The following is a 15,898-nucleotide window of genomic DNA, read 5'->3' as shown; positions in this document are numbered from 1 at the left end:
GCCCTCGTCACCCTCCGCGGAGCGCGCGTGTGCCCTCCGGGTTGACGGTCCCCGAGGTCTCGAACAGCGCGGTCGCCTGCGTCAGCGTCCAGCGCAGGGCACCCTGCGCGGCCGCCTCGGCCGCGTCCGCGTCGTGCGCCACGCACGCCTGAAACAGCCGGTACGAGTAGTCCACCCATTGGAATCCGGTGCCACATTTGAACACCAGCCGCAGATAGCGCTCGGCCCGCTCCCGGAGCGCCACGATCTGCCCGCACAGCCGCGGCCGCCCGGACACCGCGTAGCAGGTCTCAACGAACCGCCTGTCCTCCTGGAGGTACGAATCGACGTCACCGGCGATGCTGAGCGCCATCAGCTTGGGCAGCGCCGGCCGGAGCGCTTCGAGCACCTGCGGATCGATCCTGACCGCGGCGTACCGCGCGACCAGACCTTCCAACCCCATCCGCGCTCCGTAGATTTCCTCGAGTTCCTCGAGGGACAGCGGTGCCACCCGTGCGCCCCGGTGTGGCACCAGCTCGACCAGCCCTTCCTCCCCGAGGAGGCACAACGCCTCGCGGATCGGCTGGCGGCTCATCGAGAGGCGGCTCGCGAGTTCCTCCTGGCGCAGCCATTCCCCAGGTCTCAGCCGCTCGGCCAGGATGCTCTGCCGCAGCTGCAAATGCGCCAGGGCCACCGCGGTTGGCCTCGGCAGCGTCGGCCGGCGACACCGCCCCCGTCCGGAACGCCCGATCGTGACATCATCCACGGTCATTTGGGATCCAATCTTGACCCGTCAGGCCTGCTGTGCTTAAATGGATCCAATCTCGATCGCGTGCTGCATTCTTTCCAGAGGGGAGTCCAGCAATCCATGGGAAGAACCGCGAATCACGTGATTTGTCGAGCGTTCGATCACTCCAATCCTCCCTCACACCGGACACACCCGAATCATCCACCCCTGCAATGGTACCCGCAACGGCCAAGATGCACCATGTCCTGAGTTCGCCAATGACCACCCTGCACACCAACTCGCAGCCTCGCGCCGTCCCGGCTGGACGGGCAATTGGATCCAATCCGCGGTTCGAGGGGACCGTAAGGCGGATGCTGACCGCCCTCGCCGCCCTGCCGGAGTGCGCCAGCGCGACCCTCTATACCCACGAGCAAGATCCGGATCGGTACGTGCTGCGCATGGCCGCGCCTAGCGAGTGCGCGGCCGTGCGTCACGCGTATGCGCCCGGGGAGGGCCCGATCGGGATCGCCGCGCTGCGTCGAAAGCCTGCCCGGGGGCGTGGACGGCTGTATGCGGTGCCGATCTTGTCCGCCCGGGAGCGAGTGGCGGGCGTGATCGGATTGGTGGCGCGGCCGTCAAGGGCCCTCTCCCGCCAGGCGGTGCTCTTCACGGCAACGGTGGCGCAATCGATCTCCTGCGCGCTTGAGTGCGAGCAATTGCGCGATATCGCCCGCAAGCACGCCGAACTCCTCGATGCGCTCGAGCGCCTGACACGGGGAGCGTCGAACTCGAACGACGCCGGCGCGCTCGACTCGGTCGCGCGGCTCGGCCCGTGGATGATCGCGGGCACAACGTGCGCGGTCTACGTCAGAGAGCGGCACCAGGCCGGGCTCCATCTGGTCGCGGCGTCGCCATCGCTGTACCCCTTGCCGCCGATCTGCCCGGACGCGCTCGTGCGGGCCTCGCGACGAGAGGGCGGCGGTGCCGGTCAGGTCCGAATCGGACAGCACGACTCGGGAACCCCACCGGCGGGCGACGTCCACTCGATGGGGACCGTCCTGGTCACTCCGATCCCCCTCGACGCCGAAAGGGACGGAGTGCTGCTCATCCTCGATCACCGCAGTCGACGGTTCAGCGTAGACGATGTCGCGCTCGTCGAGCGCCTGGCGCAAACCGCGGGCATCGTGCTGCGCAACCGCCACCTCTGTGACCTCGCCGACGAACGCGCGCGGCCGGAGGTTTTCCTGTGGGAGACCCTGGACCCCATCGGAGTGGCGGACCCGGCCCGGACGCTGGCGCACGCTCGGCGCCTGGGCCATGATCTGTTGCGCCCCCATGTGGTCCTGGTTGCTAGCGCCCGCACACACGCGCAGGCGGAGCAGCTACACGGTCATATCCTCACGGAGGAACGCAACGGGCTGGTGAACAACCTGGGTACGCGCGTCGTCGCCATCGTTCCGGCGCACCGGCTGTCAGAGATGGCCCTCGACGGCCTCTCGGTCGGCGTCAGCCGGCCATGTACCGATCCCGAACGCTACCCGACGGCCTACCGCGACGCCCAGGAGGCGCTGGACATCGGCACGAAACTGTTTGGGACAGGTCGAATCATCTCCATCGAAGAGTTGGAGAGCTACCGGCTCATCCCGGCGTTCATGAAGGGCGGGTTGACCGAGACGCGCGACTATCAACTCATGGCCCGCGTGCCCGACGACCTCTTGAAGACGCTCGAAGTCTACCTGGACGCCGGCGGCAACGCCACACGCGCGGCCAAGCAGCTGTTCCTCCACCGGAACACGCTGCGGCAGCGGCTGGATCGCATCGCCACGCTCCTCGGCGTGGATCTCGCCGCGTCCGAGCGCTGGCTGCCGCTGCAACTCGCCGTGAAAGCGGCCCGCCTGACGCGGCTTGCCCCCACGGCAGGACTGTACGTGGGTGACGGCGTGCCCGAGCCCCCCCTTGCCCCTGCGGCCCCAGCGCCGCACGTCGAACTCGCGGAGGTGTCGCCGCGTGCACACGGCTCGGCGTAACCTCCGACGCTCGGGGTCTATGCCACGCCCCGCACCGGGGTGGCGCACGCCGTGAACCCGGCCGACCCCACCGCCTACGCCCTCACCGTGAACGGGGCCCGGCACCCTGTCGTGACAGAACCGCGAAAACTGCTGCTCGACGTCCTGCGCGAAGACCTGGGGTTGACCGGACCGCACGCCGGGTGTGAACACGGGGTGTGTGGCGCGTGCACCATCCTGATGAACGGGCGGAGCATCCGGTCCTGCCTCATGCTCGGCATCCAGGCTGCCGGGAGCGAACTCCTGACCATCGAAGGGTTGGCCCAGGGCGGTACGCTCCATCCGCTTCAGGACGAGTTCTCCACGCACCACGCCCTGCAATGCGGCTACTGCACTCCCGGCATGATCCTGGCGGCCCTCGAGCTGCTCGGCGAGCATCCCGACCCGACCGAAGCAGACGTGCGCGAGGCGCTCTCCGGGAACCTCTGTCGGTGTACGGGTTACGACTCGATCGTGGACGCGGTGCTAGCGGCGAGCCGCCGAATGCGCCGCGCCCCATCGACACCCCGCTCTGGGACATAGGCGTCACCCAGAACCGATGGGACGCTACATCGTCGCACGAGTCCTGCTGCTGATCCCGGTGCTGATCGGCGTCTCTATCGCGTCGTTCTCGCTGCTCCACCTGATCCCCGGGGACCCCGCGGTGATCTTGGGTGGGTCGCAGGCGACTGAGGCGGACCTCGCTGGCATCCGCAAAGAGTTCGGACTGACCGACCCTCTGCCGGTGCAGTACGTCCGGTATGTGAGTCAAGCCCTCCACGGCAAGCTCGGAATCTCCATCCGCACACGGGAACCCGTCGCCGACTCGCTCGTCGACCATCTGGCCTTCACCCTCCGGCTCACCATGCTCAGCGTGTTCATCTCCATGGTCGTCGGCGTCGCGGCCGGCGTGGCCGCGGCTATGCACCATAACTCCTGGCTGGACAGCACGCTGATGGTCGCGTCCCTCACGGGCATCTCGATGCCTGGCTTCTGGCTCGGCCTCTTGCTGCTGTTGATCTTCGCCGGCACCCTGCGGTGGCTGCCCGCCGGAGGCAATAGCGGCTGGGAGGCGCTCATCCTGCCGTCGGTAGTACTGGGCACGGGCGGCGCGGCTCACATCGCGCGGATGACCCGCGCGTCGATGCTTGAGATCATCCGGCAGGACTACATCAGGACGCTGCGCGCCAACGGAATCCCAGAGTTCCTCATCATCTACAAGCACGCCCTCCGCAACGCCCTGAATCCCGTGCTCACGACCGTGGGATTGCAGTTCGGCTACCTGCTGGGGGGGGCCGTGGTGGTGGAGACCATCTTCTCACTGCCGGGCATGGGACAACTCTTGATCAACGCCATCTTCTCCCGGGACTACCCGATCGTGCAGAGCGGGATGCTGCTGCTCTCCGTGACGTTCGTCAGCGTGAACCTTCTCACCGACATCACCTACGCCCTCGTGAATCCCCGGATCCGCTACTGACGCGCGCGGAACCCCCATGTCAGCATCGACACAATCGGTCGGGGCCAGCGTCAAACCGGCCGCGTCCCCACGGCGCCCCGGCCGATCGGAGCTCTTGCGCCGGCTTCTGAAGAACCGTGGGGCGACCGTTGGCTTGGGGATCATCAGCGTCTACGTGGCGCTCGCGCTCCTCTCGCACGTAATCGCCCCGTACAGCCCGACCCTCGGGGCGTTGGAACTACGCCTCAAGGGACCGAGTTGGGGACACTGGCTGGGCACGGACGAGTTGGGGCGGGATGTCCTCAGTCGCCTCTTGTACGGCTCCGCGATCTCCCTCGAGATCCAGGTCACCGCCGTGGTGCTGACGATGCTCGTCGGCGTCCCCTGGGGCTTGCTCGCCGGCTACTACGGCGGATGGTTCGACGAGGTTAGCATGCGTCTGATCGACGTAATGCTGGCCTTCCCCGGCATCCTGCTTGCGATCGGCGTTGATGCGATCATCGGCGGAGGGCTGACCAACGTGATCTTCGCCGTCGCGATCGTCTCGGTCCCCGAGTTCGTCCGACTGGTGCGGGGGGTCGTCCTCGGGATTCGCAAGCTCGAGTTTGTGGTCGCCGCGCGGGGCATCGGGGAGTCGGCTCCTGCGATCATGGCGCGCTACATTCTACCCGGCACGGTTGCGCCCATCGTCGTGCAGGCCAGCATTCGCATGGCCACGGTCCTGTTGTTCGCGTCTTCGCTCAGTTTTCTCGGGCTCGGCGTGCAACCCCCCACGCCCGACTGGGGCGCCATGCTCTCCAACGCAAGAGCCTATATGTTCCTCGCGCCCCACGTCACAGCGGCGCCGGGCGTGGCCATCACCATCGTGGTGATCGGTTTCAACCTGCTCGGCGACGGCCTGCGTGACGTGCTCGATCCAAGGATGCGGGGCTCATGAGCGACTCGGTCCTGAGCGTTCGGGACCTGAAGGTCCAGTTCGGGGTCGACGACCGCATCGTCCGCGCAGTGGACGGCGTCACGCTCGAGATCGGACGCGGGGAAACCGTCGGCCTGGTCGGAGAGACCGGCAGCGGCAAGTCGGTCACGGCGCTGTCGATTCTCGGATTGATCCCCTCGCCGCCAGGGCGCATCGTCGGTGGGCAGGTCCTCTTCGACGGCAAGAATCTCCTCGCCCTGTCCGCTCGGGAGATGCGCCGCATCCGAGGCGCTGGCATCTCGATGATCTTCCAGGAGCCGATGACGTCGCTCGACCCGTCCTTTCCGATCGGGAGCCAGCTCCGGGAGCCGATCGCCGAGCACCTCGGCCTGCGGGGCCGGGAGGCCACGCGCGTCGCGCTCCAGATGTTGGAACGCGTCCGCATGCCGCACTCGGACCGTGTGCTCTGCCAGTACCCGTTCGAGCTCAGCGGGGGCATGCGTCAGCGTGTGATGATCGCAATGGCGATCTCCTGTCATCCCACACTCCTGATCGCGGACGAGGCCACGACGGCCCTGGACGTCTCGGTGCAGGCGCAGGTCCTCAGCCTCCTCAAGGACCTGCAGGACCAGCTCGGGATGTCCATCCTCCTCATCACGCACGATCTGGGCGTCGTCGCCGAGACCTGCGACCGTGTGTATATCATGTACGCGGGGCGCATCGTCGAGTCGGCCGCGGTGGACGCTCTCTTCCGCGAACCGATGCATCCGTACACGCAGGGGTTGCTGGCGGCGATCCCCAGTGTCCGGGGCGACCGGCCTCGGCTTGAGGCGATCCCCGGGGAACTTGACGCCGCGCCGCCGGTCCTCGGCGAGTGCCCCTTTGCGCCCCGCTGCCCACGCGTGATGGCCCGGTGCCACACTGAGGCGCCACCCGTGCGCGAAGTCAAGCCGCACCATGACACCGCCTGCTTCCTGTACGGCTGATGGGGGACGTCCTGCTGCAGGCTCAGGGTGTGACCAAGCATTTCCCGATCCGGGAGCATATGCTCGGCCGCCGACTCCTGCGCGCGGTCGACGGGGTAGACCTCGAGCTCGTGCGCGGCGAAACGCTGGGCATCGTGGGAGAGTCGGGCTGCGGAAAGTCCACGCTCGGCTTCCTGCTGCTCGGCCTGCTGCCGCCAACCGCCGGCCGGGTTACCTTCCTCGGCCGAGACGTCCACCGCGCCAGGGGCCGCGAACTGAAATACCTCCGTCGCGATCTCCAAGTCGTGTTTCAGGACCCTTATGCGTCGCTGAATCCCCGCATGACCGTGGGCGAGATCGTAGAGCGCCCCCTGATCGTCCACCGGCTCGGCAGCGCGGTCGAGCGGCGGGCGAGAGTGGCCGAACTGTTCCGGGCGGTCGGTCTTCGGCCCGAGATGACCTTTCGCTATCCTCACGAGTTCTCCGGCGGCCAGCGGCAGCGGATCGCACTCGCGCGGGCGATCGCGACCAGTCCCCAGTTGGTGGTCGCCGATGAACCCACCTCGGCCCTCGACGTCTCGGTCCAGGCCAAGATCCTCAACCTCCTCAAAGATCTGCAGGCGTCGCTCGGGTTGACCTACGTGTTCATCTCCCATGACATGCGCGTCGTCCGCCATATGTGCGACCGGGTCGCGGTCATGTACCTCGGCAAAATCGTCGAGACGGCCGGGAGGGATGCGCTGTTCGAGGCGTCCCGCCACCCCTACACTCGCGCCCTACTCGTTGACGTCCCGGGGCTCGACCCAAGTCGCCGCCGGCGCCGGGCGGCGCTCGAGGGCGATCCGCCCAGCCCACTGCACCCGCCCGCCGGCTGCCGGTTCCATCCCCGCTGCCCCTTCGCCCAGGATGTTTGCCGGGCAACTGAACCCGCCCTGCGGCCGCTCGGCCCGGCACACCTGGTCGCCTGCCACTTCGCGGAGGCGATCAACTACGGGTGAGCGGCGGGTGTGCACCTTGACCGCGTGAACTGGTCGCGGCGCACATTGCCTTCTGTGCGCAGGAACGCCTATACTGAGCCCCGCGCCGGATTTTCGGGCGTGGGGGTCGCGACATGACAACCGCTCAGTCCACTCTGCTCTTCCGCGGCGTTCGCGTCATCGATGGAACCGGACACCCCGGCGTGGCGCACCAGGACGTCGTGGTGCATGGAGAGCGGATTCAGGCGGTTGGGCCGACCGCCGCGCCTCCCCCGGAGGGTGTGAAGGTGGTGGAAGGCGCGGGGTGTACCCTACTCCCTGGTCTAATCAACATGCACGCCCACCTGTGCATGAGCGGTGCTCCGGGTCAGCGCGGGCTTGCGCACGAATCGGTTGAGACGCAGTTGCTGCGGGCCGCGCGCAACGCGCAGGTCTCGCTCACGTCAGGCGCGACCACCGTCCGGGATCTCGGCGGTACCGGCCGGCTCACCCAAACCGTACGCGACGCCGTCACCGAAGGACTCATCATCGGTCCCCGCATCATCACCTGCGGTCGCGTCATCACCACCACGGCCGGCCACGGATGGCCCCACGGTTACCGCGCGGACACGGCGGACGAACTCAAGAAGGTGGCCCGCACGCTGGTCGAGGAGCGCGTCGACGTCCTGAAGGTGATGGCGAGCGGCGGCGGCGGCACGCCGGGCTCAAACGTCGCGGCTCCCCAATACTCGGCCGACGAACTCCGGGTGCTCGTGGCGGAGGCCCGCCGGCTCGGCAAGCCGATCGCGACCCACGCCATCGGCACGGCGAGCATTCGCAACGCCGTGCTCGCCGGGATCGACACCATCGAACACTGCGGCTGGATGGGCATGGACGGCGGGTTGGAATTCGACGAGTCCCTGATCGAGCGCATGCTCGCCCAGGGTACGACCGTCGTCCCGACGATCACCGTCTGGTACCGCGCTGCATACGACGACGTGAAGAACATGAGCGAGGACCGGAAGCGGATGCGGTCGGTCCGCGAGGAGCGCACGGCGGCCTGGGCGAAGATGCACGCCGCTGGCGTGCGGTTTGCCACCGGACCGGACACCGGGATCCACGACACCTACTTTGACAACCTGGCCTGGGAGCTCGAGTTGATGGTCGAGCACATGGGGGTCTCCCCGCTGGACGCGATCGCGGCCGCCACCCACCACAGCGCGGTGGCCCTCCGGCTGGAGCACGAGATCGGGACCATCGCCCCCGGCAAGATCGCCGACCTGCTACTGGTCGAGGGGGATCCGGCGACCGAGATCGGCGCCCTGCGGCGCGTCCGGCTCGTTGTGCGCGCGGGGCGGCCGGTGGCAACGCCAGGGGCCCTGATGGTGCCCCTGGATGGAGACGCGTCGAGACTTCGACAGGACCTGATGCAAGTACACAACTGATCCCGCAGTGCGCGCGGCAGCGGCCCCGGAGCGGAGACGGCGGGCGCGCAGAGCATCGGAATCCCGGAGGGGTCGCACTCCGTTTCCGGGGACCACCCACTGCGGAGAGTTGGATCAACGGGAGGTGCTCAGCGAGACTACGCGGCATCCAGTCGCGGAAAAGGTGAGGTGCGATGCATCGGACGAACGGTGAGGTGCATCTAGGAAACCGGGTCACCCGGCGAGGATTCCTGCGACGAGGCCTCGGGGCGGTTGCCGGGATGGGGTTACTCGAGGTCACGCCATCCATGGGATACGCCGCGGCCGCGACGGCCCCGAGAAGGGGCGGGACACTCGTCTATGCTGCTGACAATGAGGCCACGACGATGGATCCGCCCTACGTGGGGGATGGTTCATCAGTTAACGTGTCCAGCATGATCTATAACCAGTTAGTCAAATTCACACCGACCCTGGAGATCCGGCCAGATCTCGCGACGAGCTGGAAAGTCGACGGGACAACGTGGACGTTCAACATTCGCCATGGCGTGACCTTTCATGACGGCACGGGGTTTGATGCCCACGCGGTGGTGGCGCATTTCAACCGGTTGCTCGGTCCGGAGAAACCCTTACGAGCTAGTCAGTGGCTTCCGCTCGTCGCCCGTGTGCAGGCTCTGGATGCTACCACCGTACGATTTACGACTAAGTTTGTCGACCCGTTTTTCCTCGACCGGCTAGCGAACGTGACGGGTGCGATCGAAAGTCCGGCGGCATTTGCGAAATACGGCAAGGACCTGGCACGTCATCCGGTCGGCACTGGCCCGTTCAAATTTCGGGAGTGGGTGCAGGACGATCACATTGCCCTCATACGGAACGACAACTATTGGGGAAACAAACCCTACCTCGACGGGGTCATCATTCGCGCGGTCCCAGACATCAACGCGCGCGTGATTGCGTTGGCCGCCGGCGATGTTCAACTCGCGCGGAGCATTCCTCCGGAACAGGTCTCGCGCATCGAAGCGAATCCCCAACTCACGATCATGACCATAGACGGGCTTTCCACGTGGTTCATCGGCATGAACGTCCTCAAGAAGCCGTTTACAGACCTCCGAGTGCGTCAGGCGTTGAATTACGCCGTTGACAAAGCCGCCATCGTGAAGGCCATTTATGACGGGATGGGTCAAATCTCGAATGACGTTGTGGCGCGTGGGGCTGCAGGTTATTCGCCGGTCCCCGGCTTCCCGTACAATCCGAAGAAGGCCAAGCAACTCCTGGCAGGAGCCGGGTACCCGAATGGATTCTCCGCGACGATGCTGGTCACAAATGGGGCCTATCCGAAGGAACTCGAGCTCGAGCAATTCCTCCAAGAACAATGGGCCGCGATTGGGGTGCAAGTCACGCTCCAAACCGCAGAATACGTTCGCTATCTTGAACTTCTGCGCATGCCGCCGACAAACAGCCCGCTGGAGATGTGGATCGATTCGTGGGCAGAGATAGACGCGTCTCAAGCGATCGTAGCCAGGTTCGGATGTCGTTCGTTCCGCCCCGCCGGGCAGAATACCGCTGGCTTCTGCAACGAAGATCTTGACGGACTGCTCTCACAGATCCAGCGGACTATCGACTCAACGACGCGTGAAGGTCTTCTCGAGAAGGCCCAGGCGCTCGTCTCACAGCAGGCACCCGCCGTGTGGCTGATTCAGCTGCAACAGATACTGGGGATGAGCAAAAAGCTTCATAGCCCGGTCCTACTCAGGACGGCGCTCGTGTCTGCCGATGAACACACGTGGCTCGAATCGTAGGAGGGATCCAGGGACAGGACACACCGCAGCTATTCATTGCCGTATAAACAGGAGTCTAATCCTACAACGAGCCTTTGAAGCGTGACAAACTCGGGCCAACGATCCCAATCATCGCAGCAGTCGAAGCCATGGCGCGGACAAGGATTCGGGCGTCCAGAATAGGTCGCGCGCACCTATAGCGTCCGGGCACGCGAGCACCCGGCGCACGCGGCCGAGGTCCAGCGCGGGCAAAACCGGACACCTCGTACCGTCGCCGGCGTTCGAGCTCGCCTCTGCGGCCAGAAATCCTCTGTGGATCACATCCTGAGTCGTGGGTCGAGCGCGTCCCGCAATCCATCACCCAGCAGATTGAAGCCGAGCACGGTGATGACGAGCGTCACACTCGGGGCGATCCCGAGGTACGGCGACGTCACCAGGTTGTCCTTCGCGTCGCTGAGGATGGCGCCCCACTCGGGCGTCGGCGGAGGCGCACCTAGACCAAGGAACGCGAGCGCGGATTCTGTAAGGATCGCGCCCCCGAGTCGCAGGGTAGCGATCACGATGAGCGGTGCCATGATGTTGGGCAGGACGTGGCGCAGCAAGATCCACGAGGACCGGGCGCCCTGCGCGCGGACCGCCTCGATGTAATCCATGCCCGAGACCTGGAGCGTCGACCCTCGCACCAGACGCGTGAAGCCCGGCACGCCGAAGATCCCGATCGCGAGCACGAGATTTTGAAGACCGGGGCCTAGGACCGCAACCATGGCAATGGCGAGCAGAATACCCGGAAAGGCGAGCAGCACGTCAATGATGCGCATCACCACATCGTCGAGCCTGCCACCGTAGTAGCCGGTTGCCAAGCCCAAGAGGATCCCGGCGAGCAATCCAGCCGCGACCCCAAGCCCGGCGACCCCCAGGGAGATCCGCGCACCGTACAGGACGCGGGACAGCACGTCCCGGCCGAACTCGTCGGTGCCGCCCCAGTGGTGAAGCGTCGGAGGTTGCAGGGCGTCTGCGTAGTCCGGCACGTTCGGCGAGTACGGCGCGACGACCGGTCCGAGACACGCCGCCGCGACGACCAGCACGACCAGGACCGCGCCGGCGACGCCACCGGGACTGTCGCTGAACGCGGTCACGAAGCGAGGTAGGCGCATCAGCGGTACCGAATGCGCGGGTCGACGCGCGCGTAGAGCAGGTCGGTTAGGAGGTTCACCATGAGGAACTCAGCGGCAAAGGTGAACACGATCCCCTGGATCTGCGGATAGTCGCGAAAGTTAATCGAGTCGAACAGGAGGCGCCCGAGCCCAGGATACGCGAAGATGGACTCGACAATGATCGCGCCGGAGATCAGGTTACCGAAATCGAGCCCCGCGACCGTGACGACAGGGATGAGCGCGTTACGGAGGACGTGGCGCACGACGATCACCGAAGTGCGTTGCCCCTTCGCTTTCGCCGTGCGGACGTAATCTTGGCCCAGCGCCTCCAGCATTTGTGACCGGGCGATGCGTTCGATGGTGGCGCCGGCCCCCATACCCAACGTGATGGCGGGGAGGACCAGCGTGGAGGGTCCGTGGTAGCCGCCGGTCGGGAACCAGCGGAGTTCGACGGCGAAGACCCAGATCAGGGCCAAGCCCAGCACGAACGACGGCAGGCTGATACCGAACATGGCAAGCGAGGTACCGGCGTAGTCAGGAAACCGGTTGTGGTTCACCGCGGCCATCACGCCGATGGTGAGGCCGACCGTGATGGCAACCACCATCGCGCACACCGTGAGGACCAAGGTGGGACCAAAGGCCTGGCCGACATGGGCGCTCACCGGATCGTGATCCCGCAGCGAGACGCCTAGGTTACCGCGGAGCAACTCGCTCACGTAGATGCCATATTGGGTCCAGAGGGGTCGGTCCAGACCGAGCTCATGCTGCATGATGGCGATGGCCTCGCCCGTCGCGTCGTTACCCGCCATGAGCGCCGCGGGGTCTCCGGGCAGCAGATGAATGAAGGTGAAAACCACCACGGTTACGCCGAACAGCGTCGGCACCATGAGCAGAAGGCGCCGCACAATGTACCGGGTCATGGGGCACGCCGGGGTGCCTACCCGGGGCGGCCTGCCGGGATCAATGCAGCTGCGCCGACTGGACCGTCAAGGTTTGATCCGGGACGACATACGCGCCGGTCAGGTTGGTCGTTTGCCCGGCGATGTTCGTGGGCGAGGCCAGCCAGATCACCGCGCCGTCGTCGAACTCCATCTGTTGCGCCTGAGCGTAGCCCGCGTTCTGCTGGGCGAGATTTGTGGTCCGCAAGGCGGCGTCGAGCGCCTGTTCCATCGCCGGGTTCTCGTAAAAGGAGAAATTCGACAGCCCGTTGGGCGGCCAGGCGGCTTTGGAGAGCACAACATGAAACTGCCAGTAGGTCGAGCCGTTGGAGGGAGAAAACCCGCTGATCCGCATCTGGACGGTGTTCTCGCCGGGCCCTTTGTTTTCGAGCGCATACAGGCTGCCACCGTCCAGGGCGACGATTTTCAGCGTCACGCCGATCTGGGCGAACTGCTGCTGCAGAAAGACGGCGAGCCGCTGCTGGAAGGTGACGTTGCTGATCCACAGGGTCGCGGTGAAGCCATTGGGATAGCCAGCCTCCCGGAGCAGCTCCCGGGCCTTGTTCAGGTCGAACGGATAGCTCCCCACGGCCTTGTAGCCCGGCAGCAGCGGGGAGACGAAGGAGTGCATCTCCTGTGCATAGCCCTGGTAGAGGGTGTTGATGAGGGTCTGTTTGTCGATCGCGTAGTTCAGCGCCAGGCGCACGTCGCGGTTGTTGAACGGGGGATGCAATAGGTTCATGCCTACGAACTGGACGAGGATGCTGGGGCCCTTGATCAGCCGGATCGAGGGGTCCCCCGACAGGGGCTTGACGCCAGCGGGATCTATGGGGAAGACAAACTGTGCCTCGCCAGTCTTGAGCATCGCGACGCGCTGCGTCCCGTCCGGCACGTCCCTGAACACGATCTGGTCCACGTAGGGCTGGCCGGGCTTCCAGTACCGGGGATTCCTACGGACAACGAGATTGTCTCCTTTGGTCCAGGACACCAACGTGAACGGGCCCGTCCCATCCTCGTGCGTCGCGAGGCCGTCGATGCCGTACTTGGCCATCGCGGCGGGGCTGACCATTGTGATGTCCGGATTGGCGAAATTATAGAACAACGCGGAGAAGGGGCGCGACAGGATCAGTTGGACTGTGGTATCGTCGACGACCTTGACCTGGGAGATCATGTCGAACAGGGCGTATCGGGGGTCCTCCTTCGGGTCGCGCAGGCGATCCAAGTTCACCTTGGCCGCCTGCGCGTTGAAGGGGGTCCCGTCGTGGAACGTCACGCCGGGCTGCAGATGAATGGTGTACGTCAGCCCATCGGGCGAGATCGACCAGGACTGCGCCAGAACCGGAATCGGTTTCATCCGAACATCGAAGGCGACCAGTCCCTCGTACAGGGAGCGGTCGACCGCCGACCCGGAGTTGAACCCCTCGTGCGGAGGATCGAGTGTGGACGCATCCCCACTTTGGACCACAGTGAGGATCTTCGGGCCCGCAGCGGACAAGGGACCTGGCGAACTGGCCACGACGAGCGCGAACCCGATGCAGCCGGCGAGCCACCTCAACCACCATCGCGTGCACATGGAAACGCCTCCCTTATGTCGGCCGTCGCTGTATGCGCGCGGCCGCGGTCATGCTTCGAGCCACGTATGTTCGTCCACCGTGAGGACTTCATACTTGATGAAGAGCGGGTTGTGGAGCTTTTTGCTCATTCCCACGGCTTCCTTGAACTGAATGAGCCAAACCCCAGGTGCTTGCTGCGAGGCGAGTTTCTGGGCTCTGCTGAGGAGGTCGTTCCGAGTCACCCCGTCAAGGCTGCGCTCGGCCTGAGTAAGCAGCCCGTCAAGCTCCTCGTTGCAGAATCCGGCCGTATTCGCACCGTGCGGGCGGAAGGATTGGCAGCCGAAGCGATTCAGGATGATCTGCGACGCTTCTACCGCAAACCACGAATCGAGCCACATCTGCAATGGGCTGTTGGTCGGTGGCATGCGCAACAGTTCAAGGTAGCGAGCCCATTCCGCAGTTTGAAGTTGGATTTTCACTCCCACTGTGGCCAATTGTTGCTGCACGGCCTGCTCCACCTCGACGTCCTTCACGTAGGCGCCGCTGGTGACCAACATCGAACTCGAGAAACCATCAGGATACCCGGCTTCCGTCAGTAGTTGCTTGGCCTTGGCCGGGTTATATGGAAATCCCGCCACTGCGGAGTAGCCGGCGGCCCCCCGTGAAACGATCTGATTCGACACTTCGGCCATACCCTGGTACAAATTCTGCACGAGAGATACTTTGTCGATGGCATAGTTGAGTGCCTGACGCACCCGGAGATCGCTGAATGGCTTCTTGAGGACGTTCATCCCCAGGAAGAGCGTACCCAGCACCTCGGAGGTTTGGAGTTGCAGTTGCGGATTGCCGGCCACCCGCGACATCTGCTCTGGCGGAACGCGGATGACGAGTTGGACATCGCCGGACATTAAGGCGATCATTCGCGCCGAATCGTCGATGATCGGCCGAACTATCACCTTGTCGAGGTAGGCTTTGTCGCCAAAGTAGCTATCATTACGGCTCACGGTAATATGCTCGTCTTGAACCCACTCGTCAAACTTGAATGGGCCCGTCCCGACCGGATGCCGAGCAATGTCCTTCCCGTTTTTCTTAAACGCGGTTGGGCTTTCGATGGCGCCGGTGGTACTTGCCAGTCGCCCGAGGAACCCGGGATCAGGGAACTTGGTGATGAACCGCACGGTGTTCGCGTCGACTACCTGCGCACTCTCGAGGAACGGCACCCACAAGAACCCTCGCAGGCCGCCTTCTGGGCCGAGAAGGCGGTCAAAGTGAGCCTTCACGGCGGCGGCATCGAGCGCTGTCCCGTCGTGGAACGTTACGCCGCGACGGAGCTTAAACGTCCACTTCGTTCCGTCAACCCCCCAACTTGGCGACAGATCCGGTACGATCTTGAGATCCGGCGTGTACTTCACGAGGCCGTTGTACACCATCGAGATGATGGCAGCTGATGCGGTATCGCCCACGGTCGGGGGATCCAAGCTGACCACTTCCGAGCCTGACCCGTACACGAGTGTCCCGCCTCGCCTCGGGGCTGGAGCTGCCTTGGCACCGAGCACCGGTGCAGCGGCGGCCAAGAGCGCGGCTCCACCGGTCGCCCCTAGACCACGCCGAATAAGCTCTCGTCGTGTGATCCCGCTCCTCATCTGTCCCATGTGACCTCCCTCCCTTAATCACACGTCGGGTGCGGCCCGTTGAGCGCTCAGGGCTTCGATGTCCTATCGTTTCGTGTAGATGAACCGTCCTTCCCCGAGCGGCATGTGCCGCGGCGGTCACACGTTCGCGGTGGTCGACCTGAAGTGCGGGATCACCCGTTCGGCGATCAGCCGCATCGCCTCCGCCGGTGTGCGGCCGAGCGGGCCGCCGATGGAAATGTGGTTGAACCCGGCCTGCACGATCACCTCCAGTTGCTGGGCGCACTCGTCGGGCGTGCCGTAGATGCCCAGCCGCAGCATCTGTGGCGTGAGCGCGGCCCGCGCCCCGGCGCGATCGCGGGCCATGATCCGGTCATAA

14 protein-coding genes are annotated in these 15,898 nt (G+C 65.2%); 8 read left to right on the top strand and 6 right to left on the bottom strand.

Annotated features, from left to right (window positions below; all coding sequences use genetic code 11):
- Positions 1-7: 7 nt before the first annotated feature.
- Positions 8-751 (bottom strand): GntR family transcriptional regulator, encoded by a 744-nt coding sequence (locus VKV57_06530; GenBank protein ID HLW59570.1) that lies wholly within the window; start codon positions 749-751, stop codon positions 8-10.
- Between the two features lie 326 nt (positions 752-1,077).
- Between VKV57_06530 and VKV57_06525 the strand changes: the two genes are divergently transcribed.
- The 8 genes from VKV57_06525 to VKV57_06490 all read left to right on the top strand — a co-directional run bounded on the left by VKV57_06525 (position 1,078) and on the right by VKV57_06490 (position 10,264).
- Positions 1,078-2,733 carry a helix-turn-helix domain-containing protein gene (locus tag VKV57_06525; protein HLW59569.1) on the top strand — a complete coding sequence of 552 codons (1,656 nt, stop codon included), beginning with the start codon at positions 1,078-1,080 and terminating at the stop codon, positions 2,731-2,733.
- Positions 2,734-2,784: 51 nt separating this feature from the next.
- Entirely contained in the window at positions 2,785-3,294 is a 510-nt protein-coding gene (locus tag VKV57_06520) for a (2Fe-2S)-binding protein (GenBank protein HLW59568.1), read from the top strand.
- A 16-nt stretch (positions 3,295-3,310) separates the two neighbouring features.
- Positions 3,311-4,228 carry an ABC transporter permease gene (locus VKV57_06515; protein ID HLW59567.1) on the top strand — a complete coding sequence of 306 codons (918 nt, stop codon included), beginning with the start codon at positions 3,311-3,313 and terminating at the stop codon, positions 4,226-4,228.
- A 16-nt stretch (positions 4,229-4,244) separates the two neighbouring features.
- Positions 4,245-5,144 (top strand): ABC transporter permease, encoded by a 900-nt coding sequence (locus tag VKV57_06510; protein HLW59566.1) that lies wholly within the window; start codon positions 4,245-4,247, stop codon positions 5,142-5,144.
- Complete coding sequence (locus VKV57_06505; GenBank protein HLW59565.1) at positions 5,141-6,109, top strand: ABC transporter ATP-binding protein; 969 nt, start codon at positions 5,141-5,143, stop codon at positions 6,107-6,109. The genes VKV57_06510 and VKV57_06505 overlap by 4 nt, the downstream gene beginning before the upstream one ends.
- Positions 6,109-7,086, top strand: a complete 978-nt coding sequence (locus VKV57_06500; GenBank protein ID HLW59564.1) for a dipeptide ABC transporter ATP-binding protein — start codon at positions 6,109-6,111, stop codon at positions 7,084-7,086. The genes VKV57_06505 and VKV57_06500 overlap by 1 nt, the downstream gene beginning before the upstream one ends.
- Positions 7,087-7,199: 113 nt before the next feature.
- Positions 7,200-8,489 carry an amidohydrolase family protein gene (locus VKV57_06495; protein ID HLW59563.1) on the top strand — a complete coding sequence of 430 codons (1,290 nt, stop codon included), beginning with the start codon at positions 7,200-7,202 and terminating at the stop codon, positions 8,487-8,489.
- 365 nt (positions 8,490-8,854) lie between these two features.
- Entirely contained in the window at positions 8,855-10,264 is a 1,410-nt protein-coding gene (locus VKV57_06490) for an ABC transporter substrate-binding protein (protein HLW59562.1), read from the top strand.
- 296 nt (positions 10,265-10,560) lie between these two features.
- On the opposite strand, the gene VKV57_06485 is transcribed toward VKV57_06490, so the two are convergent.
- The 5 genes from VKV57_06485 to VKV57_06465 form a co-directional block, all read right to left on the bottom strand.
- Positions 10,561-11,397 (bottom strand): ABC transporter permease, encoded by an 837-nt coding sequence (locus VKV57_06485; GenBank protein HLW59561.1) that lies wholly within the window; start codon positions 11,395-11,397, stop codon positions 10,561-10,563.
- Positions 11,397-12,317, bottom strand: a complete 921-nt coding sequence (locus tag VKV57_06480) for an ABC transporter permease (protein HLW59560.1) — start codon at positions 12,315-12,317, stop codon at positions 11,397-11,399. The genes VKV57_06485 and VKV57_06480 overlap by 1 nt, the downstream gene beginning before the upstream one ends.
- A gap of 40 nt (positions 12,318-12,357) precedes the next feature.
- Positions 12,358-13,908, bottom strand: a complete 1,551-nt coding sequence (locus tag VKV57_06475; GenBank protein ID HLW59559.1) for an ABC transporter substrate-binding protein — start codon at positions 13,906-13,908, stop codon at positions 12,358-12,360.
- A 48-nt stretch (positions 13,909-13,956) separates the two neighbouring features.
- Positions 13,957-15,351, bottom strand: a complete 1,395-nt coding sequence (locus tag VKV57_06470; GenBank protein HLW59558.1) for an ABC transporter substrate-binding protein — start codon at positions 15,349-15,351, stop codon at positions 13,957-13,959.
- A gap of 306 nt (positions 15,352-15,657) precedes the next feature.
- A partial coding sequence (locus tag VKV57_06465; GenBank protein HLW59557.1) for a hypothetical protein occupies positions 15,658-15,898 on the bottom strand: 241 nt, incomplete at its 5' end.

Source organism: bacterium, from assembly GCA_035307765.1.
In the GTDB taxonomy this organism is placed as follows: Bacteria; Sysuimicrobiota; Sysuimicrobiia; order Sysuimicrobiales; family Segetimicrobiaceae; genus Segetimicrobium.
This window is presented reverse-complemented; position numbering and strand designations above follow the sequence as displayed.

What these genes read in the sequence shown, in the direction of transcription:
- VKV57_06530 (HLW59570.1), bottom strand. Translation starts at nt 751, where the DNA reads ATGACCGTGGATGATGTCACGATCGGGCGTTCCGGACGGGGGCGGTGT.
- VKV57_06525 (HLW59569.1), top strand. Translation starts at nt 1,078, where the DNA reads ATGCTGACCGCCCTCGCCGCCCTGCCGGAGTGCGCCAGCGCGACCCTC.
- VKV57_06515 (HLW59567.1), top strand. Translation starts at nt 3,311, where the DNA reads ATGGGACGCTACATCGTCGCACGAGTCCTGCTGCTGATCCCGGTGCTG.
- VKV57_06510 (HLW59566.1), top strand. Translation starts at nt 4,245, where the DNA reads ATGTCAGCATCGACACAATCGGTCGGGGCCAGCGTCAAACCGGCCGCG.
- VKV57_06505 (HLW59565.1), top strand. Translation starts at nt 5,141, where the DNA reads ATGAGCGACTCGGTCCTGAGCGTTCGGGACCTGAAGGTCCAGTTCGGG.
- VKV57_06500 (HLW59564.1), top strand. Translation starts at nt 6,109, where the DNA reads ATGGGGGACGTCCTGCTGCAGGCTCAGGGTGTGACCAAGCATTTCCCG.
- VKV57_06495 (HLW59563.1), top strand. Translation starts at nt 7,200, where the DNA reads ATGACAACCGCTCAGTCCACTCTGCTCTTCCGCGGCGTTCGCGTCATC.
- VKV57_06490 (HLW59562.1), top strand. Translation starts at nt 8,855, where the DNA reads ATGGATCCGCCCTACGTGGGGGATGGTTCATCAGTTAACGTGTCCAGC.
- VKV57_06485 (HLW59561.1), bottom strand. Translation starts at nt 11,397, where the DNA reads ATGCGCCTACCTCGCTTCGTGACCGCGTTCAGCGACAGTCCCGGTGGC.
- VKV57_06480 (HLW59560.1), bottom strand. Translation starts at nt 12,317, where the DNA reads ATGACCCGGTACATTGTGCGGCGCCTTCTGCTCATGGTGCCGACGCTG.
- VKV57_06475 (HLW59559.1), bottom strand. Translation starts at nt 13,908, where the DNA reads ATGTGCACGCGATGGTGGTTGAGGTGGCTCGCCGGCTGCATCGGGTTC.